This window comes from Nostoc sp., from assembly GCF_036917415.1.
GTDB lineage: Bacteria > Cyanobacteriota > Cyanobacteriia > Cyanobacteriales > Nostocaceae > Nostoc.
The window spans coordinates 1-16,237 of record NZ_JBALDJ010000051.1; the positions used below are offsets into that span (position 1 = coordinate 1).

Annotated in this window: 16 protein-coding genes; 13 read left to right on the plus strand and 3 right to left on the minus strand. The window is 41.8% G+C overall.

The window, feature by feature from the left end; all coding sequences use genetic code 11:
• Positions 1 to 2,420: NACHT and WD repeat domain-containing protein (locus tag V7K41_RS09505; protein WP_334847514.1), on the minus strand; the 2,420-nt coding region annotated here is incomplete at its 3' end.
• 252 nt (positions 2,421 to 2,672) lie between these two features.
• Between V7K41_RS09505 and V7K41_RS09510 the strand changes: the two genes are divergently transcribed.
• Both V7K41_RS09510 and V7K41_RS09515 read left to right on the plus strand, forming a co-directional pair.
• Positions 2,673 to 4,586 carry an ArsA family ATPase gene (locus tag V7K41_RS09510; protein WP_334847516.1) on the plus strand — a complete coding sequence of 638 codons (1,914 nt, stop codon included), beginning with the start codon at positions 2,673 to 2,675 and terminating at the stop codon, positions 4,584 to 4,586.
• 49 nt (positions 4,587 to 4,635) lie between these two features.
• Entirely contained in the window at positions 4,636 to 4,920 is a 285-nt protein-coding gene (locus V7K41_RS09515) for a hypothetical protein (RefSeq protein ID WP_334847518.1), read from the plus strand.
• 429 nt (positions 4,921 to 5,349) lie between these two features.
• Here the strand turns inward: V7K41_RS09515 and V7K41_RS09520 are convergent, their stop codons facing one another.
• Together V7K41_RS09520 and V7K41_RS09525 are read right to left on the minus strand one after the other, a co-directional pair.
• On the minus strand, positions 5,350 to 5,751 hold the full coding sequence (locus V7K41_RS09520; RefSeq protein ID WP_334847520.1) for a hypothetical protein: 402 nt from the start codon (positions 5,749 to 5,751) through the stop codon (positions 5,350 to 5,352).
• Positions 5,752 to 5,852: 101 nt separating this feature from the next.
• Positions 5,853 to 6,107: a gas vesicle protein GvpG gene (locus V7K41_RS09525; protein ID WP_334847522.1), complete on the minus strand. Its 255-nt coding sequence runs from the start codon at positions 6,105 to 6,107 to the stop codon at positions 5,853 to 5,855.
• Between the two features lie 210 nt (positions 6,108 to 6,317).
• On the opposite strand from V7K41_RS09525, the gene gvpN reads away from it, so the two are divergent.
• The 11 genes from gvpN (at position 6,318) to V7K41_RS09580 (ending at position 16,195) form a co-directional block, all read left to right on the plus strand.
• On the plus strand, positions 6,318 to 7,490 hold the full coding sequence (gene gvpN / locus V7K41_RS09530) for a gas vesicle protein GvpN (protein ID WP_334847523.1): 1,173 nt from the start codon (positions 6,318 to 6,320) through the stop codon (positions 7,488 to 7,490).
• Positions 7,487 to 7,834 carry a gas vesicle protein gene (locus V7K41_RS09535; protein WP_334847524.1) on the plus strand — a complete coding sequence of 116 codons (348 nt, stop codon included), beginning with the start codon at positions 7,487 to 7,489 and terminating at the stop codon, positions 7,832 to 7,834. Before gvpN ends, V7K41_RS09535 begins: the two co-directional genes overlap by 4 nt.
• The gene (locus V7K41_RS09540; RefSeq protein WP_334847526.1) at positions 7,821 to 8,255 is read left to right on the plus strand and encodes a gas vesicle protein K; all 435 of its coding nucleotides are present in this window, start codon (positions 7,821 to 7,823) and stop codon (positions 8,253 to 8,255) included. Before V7K41_RS09535 ends, V7K41_RS09540 begins: the two co-directional genes overlap by 14 nt.
• A 36-nt stretch (positions 8,256 to 8,291) precedes the next feature.
• Complete coding sequence (locus tag V7K41_RS09545; RefSeq protein ID WP_334847527.1) at positions 8,292 to 9,041, plus strand: GvpL/GvpF family gas vesicle protein; 750 nt, start codon at positions 8,292 to 8,294, stop codon at positions 9,039 to 9,041.
• 111 nt (positions 9,042 to 9,152) lie between these two features.
• Complete coding sequence (locus tag V7K41_RS09550) at positions 9,153 to 10,979, plus strand: AAA family ATPase (RefSeq protein WP_334847528.1); 1,827 nt, start codon at positions 9,153 to 9,155, stop codon at positions 10,977 to 10,979.
• A gap of 231 nt (positions 10,980 to 11,210) precedes the next feature.
• Positions 11,211 to 11,900, plus strand: coding sequence for a GvpL/GvpF family gas vesicle protein (locus V7K41_RS09555; protein WP_334847530.1), 690 nt, complete (start codon positions 11,211 to 11,213; stop codon positions 11,898 to 11,900).
• A 479-nt stretch (positions 11,901 to 12,379) separates the two neighbouring features.
• Positions 12,380 to 12,601 carry a gas vesicle structural protein GvpA gene (gvpA, locus tag V7K41_RS09560; protein ID WP_163931998.1) on the plus strand — a complete coding sequence of 74 codons (222 nt, stop codon included), beginning with the start codon at positions 12,380 to 12,382 and terminating at the stop codon, positions 12,599 to 12,601.
• 75 nt (positions 12,602 to 12,676) lie between these two features.
• On the plus strand, positions 12,677 to 13,381 hold the full coding sequence (locus V7K41_RS09565; RefSeq protein WP_334847532.1) for a gas vesicle protein GvpC: 705 nt from the start codon (positions 12,677 to 12,679) through the stop codon (positions 13,379 to 13,381).
• Positions 13,382 to 13,807: 426 nt separating this feature from the next.
• On the plus strand, positions 13,808 to 15,136 hold the full coding sequence (locus V7K41_RS09570) for a response regulator (protein WP_334847534.1): 1,329 nt from the start codon (positions 13,808 to 13,810) through the stop codon (positions 15,134 to 15,136).
• A gap of 148 nt (positions 15,137 to 15,284) precedes the next feature.
• Positions 15,285 to 15,647, plus strand: a complete 363-nt coding sequence (locus tag V7K41_RS09575; RefSeq protein WP_104905242.1) for a response regulator transcription factor — start codon at positions 15,285 to 15,287, stop codon at positions 15,645 to 15,647.
• 14 nt (positions 15,648 to 15,661) lie between these two features.
• Complete coding sequence (locus tag V7K41_RS09580) at positions 15,662 to 16,195, plus strand: chemotaxis protein CheW (RefSeq protein ID WP_334847536.1); 534 nt, start codon at positions 15,662 to 15,664, stop codon at positions 16,193 to 16,195.
• The last annotated feature ends 42 nt before the right edge of the window (positions 16,196 to 16,237 follow it).

The following is a 16,237-nucleotide window of genomic DNA, read 5'->3' on the forward strand; positions in this document are numbered from 1 at the left end:
ATATCCCACAAGCGGATTGTCGAATCATTGCTGGCACTGACAATCCACTGACCATCAGGGCTAAAGGCGACAGAATTAACTTCTTTTTCATGCCCGCGCCAAGGTTGAGTGATGGGGTTGCCCTCAAGATCCCACAAGCGGATTGTCGAATCATTGCTGGCACTGACAATCCACTTGCCATCAGGGCTAAAGGCGACAGAATTGACCCAATTCTCATATTTGCGCTGCGATCGCCCGATGACCCGATCTTGTAGTATTTGATGTAGCTCCCACAAACGCACAGTTCGATCGCCACCACTGACAATCAGCTTGCCATCGGGGCTAAAGGCTAGGGAATTAACCTGTCCTTCATGTCCACGCCAAGGTTGAGTGATGGGGTTGCCATTAATATTCCACAAGCGGATTGTCCGATCGCAGCTACCACTAATAATAAATTTGCCATCAGGGCTAAACGCTACAGAATTTATATGTCCTTCATGTCCGTGCCAAGGTTGACCGATGGAATTACCTTGTATGTCCCACAACCGCACTGTAGAATCACTACTACCACTGACAATAAACTTGCGATCGGGGCTAAAGGCGACGCAAATAATTTTTGCCTCATGTTTATGCCAGGGTTGAGTGATGGTGTTACCTTCGAGATCCCACAAACACACTGTCCCGTCAAAACCAACACTGATAATGCGATCGCCATTTGGGCTAAAGGTGACGGAAATAACTCCTTCCTTGTGTCCGCGCCAAGGTTGAGTAATGGCGTTACCTTCGAGATCCCACAAACACACTGTTCCGTCAAAACCAACACTGACAATGCGATCGCTATGCGGGTGCGGCGGGGGCAGAAAAATCGGAGATTTTTCTGCTGTTGGCGGAGCCAACGCTACAACAGCACTGCTGTTGTAGCCATCCCCGCTCGCACCATCGCTATTTGGGCTAAAGGCGACGGAAATAATTCCTTCCTCATGTCCCTGCCACGGTTGAGTAATGAGATTACCTTGTAGATCCCATAAACACAAAATTCCGTCAATACTGCCACTAACAATAAACTTGCTATCAGGGTTAAAGGCTATACAATTAACCTCTTGCTCGTGCCCCAACAAAAATTGAGCAGTAGGATTGCCAATGATATTCCACAAGCACACCGTAGAATCACTACTGCCACTGGCAATAAAATTGCCATCAGGACTAAAGGCTACACAATTCACCTCTTGCGCGGACACGAGCAAGCTATTTGCCTCTGTGGGTGTGTTCATTGCTTCCTTTAAGCTTCCCAAAACAGAAGCTAGAAGCTGGTTTGGGTATTTCTCTAAATTCTCACCCATTGTTTGAATTGCCAACAGCAGACCCTCTAGCGGTTGGACAGGAAGTAAATTCAAAACCCTGGCAGATTGCTCGCGCAGTTTTAATTCAGTCAGTGCAAGGTTTAATTTTTGAATCTCTTGTTTTTGGCGATCGTGCCATCCAACACTAGCATTAATAAATCGATTAGCTTGTTCGCTTAAATAACCAAACGTTTGCTCTTTTATTTCTTTATAAGTCTTTGTCTTCAGAACCAGGTTTGCAATATTTTCCTTTTCCCACAGCACATCTAAGGTGTATGCCAGAAGTGGTAAATAATCATTTTGTTGGTGAAAATCATGAATAATTTGCTCAATTAATCCTTGTTCAAAGGTAACGCCATTTCTAGCAGCCGGTTCAGCGATCGCTAACTTTAATTCGCAATCGCTCATTCTAGTGAGTATAAGACTATAGCGTTCGTGAATCTTTGCAAGTTGAGGATACTCACTAAATCTATCCAAAAAATCAGATCGCATTGTTAAAACAATTTTGACAGAGCTATCCTGCTGCTGGAACAGTTGAAATAGACTAGCAACAAATTTATCGCGTTCCGGCTTTTGAGTTTTCGTAAATAGTTCTTCAAATTGGTCAATAAAAATCAGAATGTACTGATAATCTTGTTTGAGGAATGTGACAATTTGAATTAGCAAATCTTCTCTAATTTTTCGAGCAATATCGGCTATTTGCGATTTTTTACCATAAGTAAAAGCAAGACACTGATAAAGAGATTTAAAAGGATTTTCATCTGGGTGAAAACTTATATTAATTAATGAATTTTTATGAGATCCTAAATAAGGAATTAAGCCTGCCCGAATCAATGATGATTTGCCACTGTCTGATGCTCCTAAAAGCAAGAGTACATTATCTTTTTTTAAGCGATCGCCCAGATTAGCAATCCACTTCTCCCGACCAAAAAATTTGTCTTTATCTTTAATTTCAAAAGTTTTTAATCCTAAGTAGGGAGAGTCTGTTTTGAGTGGACAAGGATGAATGTCTTCAGACTTAATGTCAGAAAAAAAGTTGTATTCAGAAATACCTTGGACATTACACCCAATATTTATATCGCCTTCAGAACTGTTAACCATCTTATCTCCTTACCTTTGGACACTCTTTGGCTAAATCTTTCCCTCAGTTATAGTTCCTCGGCTAATCTTTGTAAGTACCTCAACAAAATTAATTAGACATTCTCTTGTGAAGCTTTCCCTGTCGTCGCCCTATAGGATAGAAGTTTTGTAAATCCCATCCGTGAAAGATTAAGGTTTTAAATAGCTTTATTCAGCAAAATTACTTAAGTAATTTTCAAAAATATGTAGTAACTTTATACTAAAACGCCGGAAATGACAAACGGGATGGAACTTTTTGATAACCTACACCTTGCTATGTTTAGCGGCAAAGGTGGAGTCGGAAAAACGACAATCTCCTGCACCTTTGCATGTCGTTGGGCGCAGAAATTTGTCAATGAGCAAATTCTTTTAATCTCAACCGATCCAGCTCACTCTCTTGGAGATGTCTTACAAGTTAGCGTTGATGACATTCCTCGTCCCATAGCGGAAATACCCAATCTACTAGTAAGGGCGTTGGATGCAAAGCGTCTACTACAAGAGTTTAAAGAACGTTATGGTCAGGTGTTAGAACTGTTAGTGGAGCGCGGTAGTTTTGTTGAAGGAGAAGACTTGCTTCCAGTTTGGGATTTAAATTGGCCTGGACTGGACGAGTTGATGGGCTTGTTAGAGATCCAACGCCTTTTTAACGAGCAGCAGGTAGATCGAGTAGTAGTAGATATGGCTCCTAGCGGTCATACTCTCAACTTGTTTGGATTGATGGACTTTTTAGACACTTTCCTCCACTCTCTTGAACTGTTTCAAGAAAAGCATCGGTTTATTAGCAAGACCTTTGCTGGGAGTTACACACCCGATCGCGCTGACGAGTTTTTGCAAACCCTAAAAGCTGAACTGTCGCAAGGTCGCCGTCTGCTTCAAGATCCCACCCATACTGCTTGTTTGTTAGTTGCGATCGCCGAACCAATGAGTTGGTTGGAATCAAAACGGTTTCTAGAAGCCTTACAAACCATGCAGGTTCCTTGTGGAGGATTGTTTGTCAACCAAGTCCTTGCCGGTGCGACTGACCCAGATCGTTACCAAGAACAACAACCGCTCATCAGCCAGTATACGGCTCTTGCTAACGGAAAGCCGATGTTTATTGTGCCACAGCAAGATGAGGAGCCTTTAGGGATTCTAGCCCTTAAGCATCTCATCAACCAAATCCATGTTCCTCAGCTTGAACCGCTATCTCCTGTCGATTTACTCCCAGTTCAATGGCCTGAAACAATTCCTCCTAGCTTTGGAGATTTTCTGAGCAAAGGTCGCCGCCTGTTACTAATTGGCGGTAAAGGTGGAGTAGGCAAGACCACAGTAGCAGCTGCGATTGGTTGGGCTATGGCTCAACAACATCCTGAGCGTAAAATTCGCATGGTTTCTATCGATCCAGCCCACTCCTTGGGTGATGCCTTTGGTCTGAGTTTAGGACACGAACCATATCAAATAACTCCCAATCTTCGAGGTCAGGAAGTGGATGGCGATCGCATTCTCGATCGATTCAGAGCCGATTACCTGTGGGAACTGGCCGAAATGATGAGTGGCGAAATACAAACAACCGAAACTATTGAAATGGCCTATGCTCCTGTTGCTTGGCGTAAAATTGTCGAGCAAGCTTTACCAGGGATTGATGAAATGCTTTCCCTGTTAACAGTAATGGAATTGCTAGAGCACCAAGAAGAAGACTTGATTATTTTAGACACTGCCCCCACAGGTCATCTTCTGCGTTTTCTAGAAATGCCAACTGCACTGGCAGACTGGCTAGCTTGGATTTTCAAACTCTGGATCAAGTATCAGAATGTCCTTGGTCGTACAGAATTTATGGGGCGTTTAAGAATTTTGCGACAGCGCGTGGTTAAAGCCCAAAAAGTGCTAAAAGACCCACAACAAACAGAGTTCATTGGGGTTACGCTTAACCAGGCTAGTGTACTTGCCGAACAACAACGCTTGTTCAAATCTCTTCAAGAGATAGGTGTGAGCCAGAATTACGTTGTTCTAAACCGCTTTACTTCTACAGCCACCATTAATTTTGATGGCGCGAGCAGAAATGACTGCAAGGCCAGTTTTCCAGGTTTGACAATGGTTCGCTTACCAATGCTTCCTCGCTCAGTTCAGCCTTTAGAACGCATCCAAGCAGCAGCCGGCTGTTTATTTTAACGGCTAATTAGACTAAATACTTACTTTCATACCCAAAGAGAAATTTATTATGCACCGCACTCCAAAACGTGGACAAATTCAAGCCAAACTTAGCTCAATGCCTCCTCAACGTTCTCAAGCAAGAGTTTACTTAAATGCTTACAAAATGATGTTGGAGAAAGAGCGTTTAGAGGAGGAACTACAGAAACTCGAAGTACGCCAACAGCAGATTCAGCAGCGTCTTGCTATTTTAAATGGTCAAATCATTGCTGAAGAGGACATCACCCATCAGCAAGCAAATACTGATTTGGAGGACAATAGACCAAAATTCAACACCCTAACATTGGAATATTAAGTACTAAGATTTAAGCTTGTCTATTCTTCACAAGGAAGTTGCGAAGCAAAGGCTTAATACCTACTCTATAAAGTATTGCTGAAAGTACTAAGAGCGAAGCGGGGGCGGCAGAAAAGAAAAACACCAGCCAAAATTAGCGTTTGGCCGGTAAGTCAAATTTAATAAATATAAAAATTTACTAAATAAAATACGTTGCTGGTAAAGCTTTCATCTGCCAGTGCTGAGTACGTTGATTGCGCTGTCGAAGTTAGCAGATAGAAAAACTATTTATCAAGCATTTCACAGCAAATGGCGGAATTTTTTATCAATCGTTGCGATAGCCCAAAGGTCGGCAACAAAGCTTATCTCAAACCCTTATATATTCAGCTTTGCACTAGGCACGAAAATTCGTTGCTTAGTTATTTCTTACTTCTACTCAATTGCCTAAAATTAGCCAGATCGCTTCACAAGGAATGGAGAATCGACATCTAAAAGCCAATTCTCATCAATAAATTCTAGATTTTCATCATAAACAAGAACTAATTCACCAAGTTTTTGAGCATTGCTACTTGCAGTTTTCGTATTATCAACAGCATCAGCTATGAGCAAAAACTTTAGTTGTAAAAAACGTTCCTTGTGAGTAACGCCTATTGAACTGCTAACTAATTCGGCTGCTAGGGTACGAGGTAACGTAATTTTCTCATAATATTCATCTTGTTCATCCCAATAGCCACACACTTTATAATCACACTGGTCAAGATGTTCTTGAACAAGAAGTTTAGCATCTAAACTTTGTAATATTTCAGTTAAATCTTGCCAAACTTGATGATTTTTTAATTCGAGCCTTGTCATAGTTAAGTATAATAACCAACAACATTTTTAAAATTAACGTGAGTCTCCAACGGAGGCGCACGTTAGTTAAAGCAATAAATCACACAAGCTAGGAAAGAATTTCAATACTCTTGTGTCTGATTGCGTTCCTGCTCTTCTGCTTCCAGAATCGCTAATAAAAGGGCTTCCTCCTGAATTTCAAACTCTTCTTCAGGAATTTCTCCCATATCAAAAGCAAGTTGGAGTGCAAGAAGCTGCTTGCTGAGATTTTCTTTATCATCAATTTCAGTATTCGCCTGTTCTAAAATTTTTTCCCCAAGCCACGTTACCCCCATTAATGGGCCGGTAATCGGTAATAGTAAGAAGCGCAGAACCATATTCTTTACACTCGTGTGGATTTATTAAGCTATCCTCGCAAGACCGTAATTATGCTGATGACATAGATATTAAACATTACTAGTCTTGTGTTGATGCCAAAATGCATTGGATTTGAGTCCAGTTAAGGCTTATTGACATCAGTATTCGATATTTATGATGTAAAAAAAATCACTTTTGCATAAGATTACTATTTAGGAGGTACTTAGAGCTTGACAACAGTATTAAATGCATCTCCCCAGCGATTTGTCAATACACCTGCTGTTCAACGCATCGCTCAACGTGCTTTGCGCTATCTACAGTCAGGTTTTTCAGTACATTTACGTGGTTCAGCCGGAGTCGGAAAAACTACTCTGGCAATGCATCTAGCCGATCTGCTCAACCAGCCTATCATCCTCTTATTTGGAGATGATGAGTTTAAAACCTCAGACTTGATTGGTAATCAATTAGGTTATACCCGTAAAAAGGTTGTTGATAACTTCATCCACAGCGTTGTCAAAGTTGAGGATGAACTCCGACAACACTGGGTTGATGCACGATTAACCCTAGCTTGTAAAGAAGGATTTACGCTGGTTTACGACGAATTCAATCGTTCGCACCCGGAGGTAAATAACGTTTTACTCTCCGTACTTGAGGAGAGGTTGTTAGTATTACCAACAAACCAACATCGAGCAGAGTATATCCGGGTTCATCCTCAGTTTCGGGCAATCTTAACATCAAATCCTCAAGAGTATTGTGGAGTTCATGCAACTCAGGATGCTTTGATGGATCGTGTTATTACCATCGATATGCCTACACCTGATGAACTGACTCAGCAGGAAATTGTAGTTCATAAAACAGGCATAGATTCTGAGAAAGCAGAAGTAATTGTCCGCTTAGTACGGATGTTTTGGAGTCGATCTGGCTCTGGGCTGGGCGGTGGATTACGTTCCTGTCTGATGATTGCCAGAATCTGCCACGAACACGAAATTTCCATAAACCCTGGAGATCCTTGCTTCCAAGATATTTGTGCCGATATCCTGCTTTCTCGCACGAATCAACCTCTCATGGAAGCAACTCAGGTACTGGAAGAGGTTTTAAGTGAATTGCATCATAGTATAAATACTCAATCTCAGCCAGCAGAGATCGTATCAAACAGCCCAAATCAGATTGTATTGGAACAACGAGTGCCTTACGAGCATGAAGTCTACAACTACCTGTGTAATTCTCCAGGAAGGCGTTTCTCTGAATTGGCAGTAGAATTAGGGATCGATCGCAGTCAAATTGTGGCTGCACTCAAGTCTCTTAGAGAGCAGGGAGTATTAGTACAAATGCAGGGCAATGCCGAGCTGCCGAACGTATCACAGACAGTTGCTTTTGATTCTGGCCATTTAATAAACAAATGAGTACTCATACTAACCGGGGAGTTATCACAGCGACTCAGGGTTCTAGCTTGGCAGATATTCTAGAACGGGTTCTGGATAAAGGCATTGTTATCGCAGGAGATATTTCTATTTCCGTAGGCTCCACAGAACTGCTCAACATTCGGATTCGTTTGTTGATTTCTTCTGTTGATAAAGCCAAAGAGATTGGAATTAACTGGTGGGAGAGCGACCCCTATCTTAATAGTCAAACTCGCACCTTATTAACAAATAATCAACAACTTCAAGAGCGTGTTGCCAGTCTAGAAGCAGAACTGCGATCGCTCAAAGTACTCAATCCTAATAATCATCAGAATGCAGGCGATTAGCAAATCAAAAGGTTCCGATTCCGGTTTAGCACCATTGTTACTGACGGTTGTCGAGCTGATACGCCAACTCATGGAAGCTCAAGTGATTCGGCGAATGGATGCTGGCAACCTCAGCGACTCTGAGTTAGATCGAGCTGCCGAAAGCCTGCAACAGCTTGAAAAACAGGTTGTTCAGCTTTGCGAGATATTTGATATTGACCCAGCCGAGCTAAATATTAACTTGGGTGAAATGGGAACTTTACTTCCCCAATCTGGAGGATACTACCCCGGCGAAACCTCTAGTCAACCCTCTATTCTAGAACTTCTCGATCGCCTATTAAATACGGGTGTTGTGGTTGAAGGTGACTTGGACTTAGGACTGGCTCAGTTAAGCTTAGTTCATGCCAAGTTAAGATTAGTACTCACCTCTAAACCCCTGTAACTTTTTTATCTACATTCTTCTTGGTAAGACATTGTTATGAGTTATGGCTTTTATATTTATGGAATTTTGACCTTGCCTGCTCCAGAAAACTTAAATTTACAGGGCTTAGATCGGCAACCTGTACAAATTCAAATTTTGGATAGTTTTGCAGTAATCTACTCCGAAGCCCAGCAAGAGCGTTATCTGGCCAGCCGTCGTAACCTGCTAAGTCATGAGAAAGTCCTTGAGGAGATCATGCAAGCAGGCGATCGCAATTTACTGCCCATGCAATTTGGACTTTTGATTTCCAGCTGGGAAACGGTTTCAGAGCAATTAATTCGTCCTCATCAAGAAGAATTGACGCAATTGCTTGCGAAGTTATCGGGTTGCCGAGAAGTGAGTGTCAAAGTTTTTTGGGATACCGATGCAGAAATTCAGGGACTATTGGCAGAACACCCAAATCTCAAAACCGAAAGGGATAAGCTAGTGGGTCAACCCCTGAGTATGGAGCGGGTAATCCAAATAGGGCAAGCCATCGAACAGGGAATGAACGATCGCAAGCAAGGCATCATAGATGTATTTCAAGGCACGCTCAACTCCATTGCGATCGATGTGGTAGAAAATACTCCCCAAATGGAGACAATGATCTACAATTCAGCCTACCTAATTCCTTGGGAAGCAGAATCACAATTTAGCGAACACGTTGAAGCACTCGATCGTCAATTTGAAGACCGTTTGCGAATTCGCTACAACAATTTCACTGCCCCCTTTAACTTTGCTCGTCTTCGATTATTGATTTCCAACTGAATTAATTTTTTTCACTGTTGAACAGCAATAAAAATTGAAAATCAAAAATTATTGAAACTTTTAATTTTTTGGAAATTAAATTTTTCTCTGCCTTTTATTTAAGTAAAATCAATGGACGACATATTTAAAGGATTTGAACAGCTATTAGAAATTGCCAAAGCTTTAGAAGAAAAAGTAGAGAAAGGGGAGTTAAAAACTTCTATTGAAATTCGATCTCATAATCTCAGTAGTATTCCCCCGCAAGGCAATATTCCGAGAAAAAGTAGTTCCAGCCGAGTCAGATCCAATTCCACCGTTGGAACCACACCAATGGATGATGCTGATGATGTCACCCCCCCATCAGCTCGGACGAACTCAAAAGCTTCTTGGCAAGATGTCGGCGGCTTGGTTGATGTTCTCCAAGAAATCAGAGAGTTAGTTGAAATTCCACTTAAACGTCCAGATTTATTGGTGAAATTAGGGTTAGAGCCTCCGCGTGGGGTTTTGCTAGTTGGCCCGCCCGGTACGGGAAAAACTTTAACAGCCCGTGTTTTGGCAGAAGAATTAAAGTTAAACTACATTGCCATCAATGGCCCAGAGGTGATGAGCAAGTATTACGGGGAAGCAGAAGCTCGTTTGCGAAGTATTTTTGAGAAAGCAAGTCGTTCTGCTCCCTGCTTGGTATTTATTGACGAAATTGACAGCCTTGCCCCAGATCGCAGCCAAGTGGAAGGTGAAGTTGAAAAAAGACTAGTGGCGCAGTTGCTTGGGTTAATGGATGGGTTTGCCAAAACTGAGGGCGTACTTGTATTAGCGGCAACAAATCGTCCCGATTATCTCGATCCGGCGCTTCGTCGTCCGGGACGCTTCGATCGCGAAGTTCATTTTCGGGTTCCCGATCGCGATGGACGATTGGAAATTCTCACGATTTTGACAAGTGCCATGCCCTTGGAGACTTCAGTTAATTTAGGAGCGATCGCTGATTTGGCAGTCGGTTTTGTCGGTGCCGATATTAAAGCTCTTTGTCAAAAAGCAGCCTACATTGCCCTTCGTCGTCAAGTCCCCTCGCTCAACAGTCCCATTCCTGAGAACATGACTGTCATGTACCAGGATTTTCTCGAAGCAGTTAAGGAGATAAAACCCTCAGTTCTCAGGGATGTAGCAGTTGAAGCACCTAGTGTAAGTTGGGATGACATTGGTGGTTTGGATAACGTTAAACAAAAACTTCAAGAATCTGTTGAAGGCGCACTCCTCTATCCCGAACTATACGAGCAAACCAAAGCCAAGCCTCCCCGTGGAATTCTGTTGTGGGGGCCGCCTGGAACGGGAAAAACATTACTTGCAAAAGCGATCGCTTCCCAGGCTAGAGCCAACTTTATTGCTGTAAATGGCCCGGAATTACTCAGCCGATGGGTAGGTGCCGCAGAACAGGCAGTCAGAGAACTCTTTCGCAAAGCTCGGCAAGCAGCTCCTTGCGTTGTGTTTGTAGATGAAATTGATACCCTGGCACCAGCACGGGGACGATTCACTGGTGATTCTGGAGTTAGCGATCGCGTTGTCGGTCAACTGCTCACCGAACTGGATGGGTTGCATGAATGCCCGAAAGTACTGTTAATAGGAGCAACCAATCGTCCAGAAACGCTCGATCCTGCCTTGCTCAGAGCGGGAAGATTGGACTTACAAATAAAAATCGATCTACCAGATCGAGCCAGCCGATTAGCGATTTTACGAGTTCACAATCTAGATCGTCCCCTGGTTGATGTCGATTTAGAAACCTGGGCGACAGTTACCGAGGGTTGGAATGGCGCAGACTTGGCTTTGTTGAGCAATCAAGCTGCTTTAAGCGCAATTCGTCGATACCGCGCCCAGGGATTGAGTAACTCCAGCCTGATTCAGATTACAAATGATGATTTCCAACTTACATACCAAATGCTTGCTAATCAGCATCAATCTCAATAGAGGGCAGAAGGCAGGAGGAAGAGGTAAGAATTGTCATGCTTGATTGTGCCAAAAATAGGCATGAATAGCTTACTTGAAAAAACGCAGAAGTTCAGAGCAGAAGCTACTTAAGTAGAACGGTGCAAATAAACAGAACTATGTAACAAAAAGTAAATTTAACTAAAACTCTCTTCTCTTGTGCCTCCTGTCTCGTGCCTCATCCCAACTACAAATATTCACGCCGACCTACTTATGTCAATATACGCTTATGCTCTTCTAGTACCGACCGCATCACCGCTCGTTCTACCTTTAGGGATGGAAAGGAATATTGAACTCGTTTACTCTTCTAGTTTAGCCGCGATCGTAGAGCCGGAAATCTCATTGGAGGCAATACAGGCAAAGGATGAGCGTTTACTTCAAGCTGTATTAAACCACGATCGCGTAATTCGAGAACTGTTTCAACAAACTCCCCTTCTTCCCCTACGCTTTGGCAGCGGTTTTACTTCTGTAGAAAAACTGCTGAATCATCTAGAACAGCACCAAGAGCAATATTTAGAAACCCTAACTCAGCTAGCAGACAAAGTTGAGTACACTTTAAAAGCTACACCCTGTGATTTGCTTGACGATTCTGACACTATTGATGCTAGGGGAAAAGCCTATTTATTAGCTAAAAAACAACGCTACCAAACACAGCAAGCATTTCAAACACAACAATGCGAACAGTGGGAACTCTTGAACCAGTTAATTCTCAAAACATATACAAATGTTATTTGTGAGACTCGACAGCCAGATGTGCGGCAAATCCACTTTTTGGCCCAGCGCAACGATTCAACGCTCAGTACGCAGCAATTTTCCCTCTGCCAGGTACAATGCTCGCACTGGCAATTGGCACTGAGCGAACCTCTACCACCCTATCATTTTCTCAAAAATACTCTCATATAAATTCATAAAAAATAAGATTTAAAACTTTTCCAGAAAAAATAAAGGTGAGCTAATTTTTTCTTTAATTTTTTTCAAAAAAAATAGTAACTGCCTAGCTGGTAGTATTTGCAGAAAGGAAACCAGAGACATTACCTTGAAAAGCCTTAGTAATAACTTTCAATAGATTCAGACCATGCGTAGAAGCAATAGAGACAAAAAAACGGATATTGGCGAATGAAACCGCAAAATTGAATCAGCCAAAGCCACCGGAAATTTTCTGCTTACACCTACCAGATTTTTTCCTTGATAGGAATCATCTTTACCTTCTTACTTGGGCAGTTACAAAAAATATTGTTAACTTTTTAATATTTTTTTATTTTCTTATATTTATCTTATATTTTTGGGAACACTAAATACAGGAAGAATAAAACACATTGTGTAAGTTTTACCTATTGCTCAATTAGAGCAAGATGAAATCAGATTTATGAAAGGAAAAGAAAATGGCTGTTGAAAAAGTTAACTCATCTTCAAGTCTGGCTGAAGTTATTGACCGCATTTTGGACAAAGGAATTGTAGTTGATGCTTGGGTACGTGTTTCTTTAGTTGGTATTGAACTGCTATCAATAGAAGCTCGGATTGTGATTGCTTCAGTTGAAACTTATTTAAGATATGCCGAGGCAGTTGGTTTAACATCTCAGGCTGCTGTTCCATCTGCTGCTTAACAGCACATTAGAAAAAGGGAGTCTTCATGGCTCCTATTTAATATTTTTAGTTAAAAAAATAGGAGATTTCAGCTGATGGCTCTCAAGAATTTATGGGAACAAGAGCGATCGCAGCGATTGCAAATAACTGCTGAACGCCGTCAAAAAGTTAACCAGTGGAAACAGCTAACTCAACAAGAATTTCAGCTGCAAGCAGATATACTTCATCAAGAATTGAGCAGTTTTGCTACCAGCCTTGACAACAACAGAAAGTTACAACAGCAGCAATTTCAGCAAGAGATTGCAGAGCGGCAATTGGAAATATTACAAATAAAAACAGATGTCTGGCAACGCCAGCAAGAATATTGCCAACAGCGGACAGCAAAGGGTCAGGCATTATTCCAAAACTTGCAAAATTTCCGGGCAATCTTACATAACAGTGTTTGGGGCGATTACAGTGATGAACAAGCTGTTTCCCCGACTCCTGCTAAACAAGAGAAATTAGTTGTAATTCCAAAACGGTCAATCTCCCGTTCTGCAATTAAAGCTACTGGTTTTCGTCCTTCCGCCAATATCATGACTAAGAAAGTGCCTGCCTTAAATGCAGATACTGTTAAATCTAAAGTGCAGCAATACATTCAGCAAGCTGAAGGAGCTACTCTGATAGAAATTGAAGAGGTGATAGGCTTAAGTCGGGTGCAAACGATAGATATCCTGCGCTCCTCGATCAAGGAAGGGGTACTAGAACAACGCGATCGCCAATATTTTATTCGGCAACAAGCAATTTATTCACAAACTTAATTCAAGCTCATGTTTTGTATTTGCAGACTAGCAATTGAGCGATCGCTTGTGTCTGTCGCCTTAAGCAGGATAGTACAAAATCGATAAGCATAAAAGCTGGTCTATGCTTTGTAGTATTCAACATTTCCATCTTTTTCAGGTCTGTATTGCAACTACATCTATACAAGCAATTTGCTCAGTAGATGTAACATGGCAGAAAGTTAACCTATTAATAATTAGAAAAAGAGCTAAAATCTTGTGTTCAAGCTTCCGAATTTGAACTTTAAAAATGTCCCGATTGGAAAGGAATATAACAAGCTAGGGTAGCTAGATCGAAGTTTTGAACTGTGCTATTGGCAATTGCACAATGAAGTTAGTAAGCTGGATTGTTTGAGGAATTCTAATGTAAATGCAAAACTCAAGATATATAAGGAGGTGCGATCCATTGTGAATCAATTGATCGAGCAACTTCAAACTAAATTATTCACAGGCAGGTTGAATCTTGAAGCAAGGGATGGGCCGACTTGGACGCTATATTTTCGTTTAGGACGATTAATTTGGCAGGCTGGCGGTTATAATGCTAATGAGCGATGGCGACGACACTTGTCGCAGTACTGTTCTAATCTGGATGTGACACAGTTGGAGCGGCTTGTCTCCCCCCAAGAAAATTATCGCGAGTATTGCATTCTTGCTAAGTTGCGAGAACAAAAATTAATCGAACAACAACAACTTGTTAATCTGATTACAAGCTTAATAGCTGAAGTCCTGTTTGATATAATGCAGTACATTGAAGCCAAAAGAAATGGCGACAATTCAGCAGGGCAGTTGTCACATACTATCGTTGTTGGTGAAGTTCCTGGGTTTCTCCTAACTGTAATACCAACTGAGGAAGTCTTGAAACAGGCTACACAAGCCTGGCAAGAATGGCGAGATGCAGGACTGGCTAGTTACTCGCCCAATTTATTTCCTGTCATTCAACAACTTGAGCTACTCCAAGGACATGCATCCTCTAAACAGATTATTTCTCTAGTTAATGGAACAAAAACTTTACGAGGTCTAGGGCAAAAAAGCGGTCGGGATGTCTTAGCTTTGACTCGGTTATTGATGCCATTAATAAAAGCAGGGGCGATCGCTTTTTCACCCACCCCAAGGCTCAAGAAGGTTGAAATTAGTAAAGAAACTGGCAACCCGTCCAGTGCAGTTAATAATTCCAATTCTTCACTAAAGACAGAAGAGGAAACTGTTATACAAGTTGCGCCCAATTTTAAAAAAGTTGCTCCCCCAGCGACTAGTAAAGAAATTGTCACGTCTAGTACAGTTAATAATTCCAATTCTTCACTGAAGAGAGAAGAAGACACTGTTATACAAGTTGCCCTCCCAGCAGCTAACAAAGCAATTATTGATGTCTCAAAACCTTTAATAGTCTGTGTGGATGATAGTCCGACGATCTGTCGCAGTTTGGAGGAAATTCTCACCCATCAAGGTTATCGCTTTGTTGGCATTCAAGAGTCCTTGACGGCAGTTTTAAAGCTAATTAAAAGCAAGCCTGACTTCATTTTTTTGGATCTTTTGATGCCAAAAGTGAATGGCTATGAAATTTGTTCTCAAATTCGTAAAACTCCAAGTCTCAAAGATGTGCCGGTTGTCATATTAACGGGGAAAGATGGCATAGTAGATCGGATGCGAGCAAAATTAGTCGGGGCAACTGACTTTTTGGGTAAACCCGTAGAGGCAGAAAAAGTACTCAATGTGCTTCACAAGTATTTAAGCGTTTAGGTTGAAGCGACAGTCATGCCGATGGCTCCCCTACATCCATTTTCAAAATAGATTTTGGATGGGAAATTGCTCTCTAAATTTGGCTTTGTATTAATTCATTTGTGACAATTATTTTTCAAATTCTGAATTAAATAGTTAGGAAATAAAAATGAAAAAAGTTCTTTTAGTTGAAGATAGCCTTACAGAATCCGAAAAGATGACACGTTACCTAGAGCAAGGAGGATATTCAGTTTATGAAGTTCGCAGTGGTGAAGAGGCTCAACTCAGGTTGAAACAACAAAAACCTGATTTGATCTTACTGGATTTGATTTTGCCCGGTCAAAGTGGATTTGAGTTCTGCCGCAAGTTGAAAGCCGATCCGATAACAAAAGCAATCCCGGTAGTGATTTGCTCAACTAAAAACACAGATGTTGATAAAACTTGGGGCACTATGAGTGGTGCCGATGGCTATTTAGTCAAACCTGTAGATGAAAATACCTTGCTCCAGACTGTTAATAAATTTATTCGCTAAAGGAAACCGGGGCAATGGTACAGGGCAATGATAGCTTTAGAGAGCTACCCATTAATAGCCAATTTCGACTTGAAAACTCTCCCCAAGGAAACAACCAGAGGTTTTTAAGATTTCCGTTGAATGGAAAGGTAAATGGGTTACTCCCACTAGCTGATTTGCGGGGAGTAATTCAGGTTGCACTTACCGAGATTTTACCAGTACCGCAAGTAGCAGAATTCTTGTTAGGCATAATGAATTGGCGGGGAGAAGCTATCTGGATTCTTGATTTGGCAGGTTTGTTGGGAGCAACACACTGGTGTCGGCGAGAAAGTGTGTGTAACTCTGGCATGGCGATGCTTGTTCAAGTCCAGAATCAAACCGTCGGGCTGTTGGTAGAGCAAGTCAATACCATTGAAGTTTATGACCCCCAAGAGCGGTTAGCGGTTTCGACATCGATGTTACCTGCCCGACTAGGCTCGTTCTTGCAGGGTTACTTTGTGGATTCTCAAGGTAGCCCTTTGATGTTAATTGACACCCATATTGTGATTCAAGCCCTTCAGCCTCTATGAAGAGTGCTGAGTTCCGAGTGCTGAGTGCTGAGTTGAAAGACC

What these genes read in the sequence shown, in the direction of transcription:
- V7K41_RS09510 (WP_334847516.1), top strand. Translation starts at nt 2,673, where the DNA reads ATGACAAACGGGATGGAACTTTTTGATAACCTACACCTTGCTATGTTT.
- V7K41_RS09515 (WP_334847518.1), top strand. Translation starts at nt 4,636, where the DNA reads ATGCACCGCACTCCAAAACGTGGACAAATTCAAGCCAAACTTAGCTCA.
- V7K41_RS09520 (WP_334847520.1), bottom strand. Translation starts at nt 5,751, where the DNA reads ATGACAAGGCTCGAATTAAAAAATCATCAAGTTTGGCAAGATTTAACT.
- V7K41_RS09525 (WP_334847522.1), bottom strand. Translation starts at nt 6,107, where the DNA reads ATGGTTCTGCGCTTCTTACTATTACCGATTACCGGCCCATTAATGGGG.
- V7K41_RS09535 (WP_334847524.1), top strand. Translation starts at nt 7,487, where the DNA reads ATGAGTACTCATACTAACCGGGGAGTTATCACAGCGACTCAGGGTTCT.
- V7K41_RS09540 (WP_334847526.1), top strand. Translation starts at nt 7,821, where the DNA reads ATGCAGGCGATTAGCAAATCAAAAGGTTCCGATTCCGGTTTAGCACCA.
- V7K41_RS09545 (WP_334847527.1), top strand. Translation starts at nt 8,292, where the DNA reads ATGAGTTATGGCTTTTATATTTATGGAATTTTGACCTTGCCTGCTCCA.
- V7K41_RS09550 (WP_334847528.1), top strand. Translation starts at nt 9,153, where the DNA reads ATGGACGACATATTTAAAGGATTTGAACAGCTATTAGAAATTGCCAAA.
- V7K41_RS09555 (WP_334847530.1), top strand. Translation starts at nt 11,211, where the DNA reads ATGTCAATATACGCTTATGCTCTTCTAGTACCGACCGCATCACCGCTC.
- gvpA (WP_163931998.1), top strand. Translation starts at nt 12,380, where the DNA reads ATGGCTGTTGAAAAAGTTAACTCATCTTCAAGTCTGGCTGAAGTTATT.
- V7K41_RS09565 (WP_334847532.1), top strand. Translation starts at nt 12,677, where the DNA reads ATGGCTCTCAAGAATTTATGGGAACAAGAGCGATCGCAGCGATTGCAA.
- V7K41_RS09575 (WP_104905242.1), top strand. Translation starts at nt 15,285, where the DNA reads ATGAAAAAAGTTCTTTTAGTTGAAGATAGCCTTACAGAATCCGAAAAG.
- V7K41_RS09580 (WP_334847536.1), top strand. Translation starts at nt 15,662, where the DNA reads ATGGTACAGGGCAATGATAGCTTTAGAGAGCTACCCATTAATAGCCAA.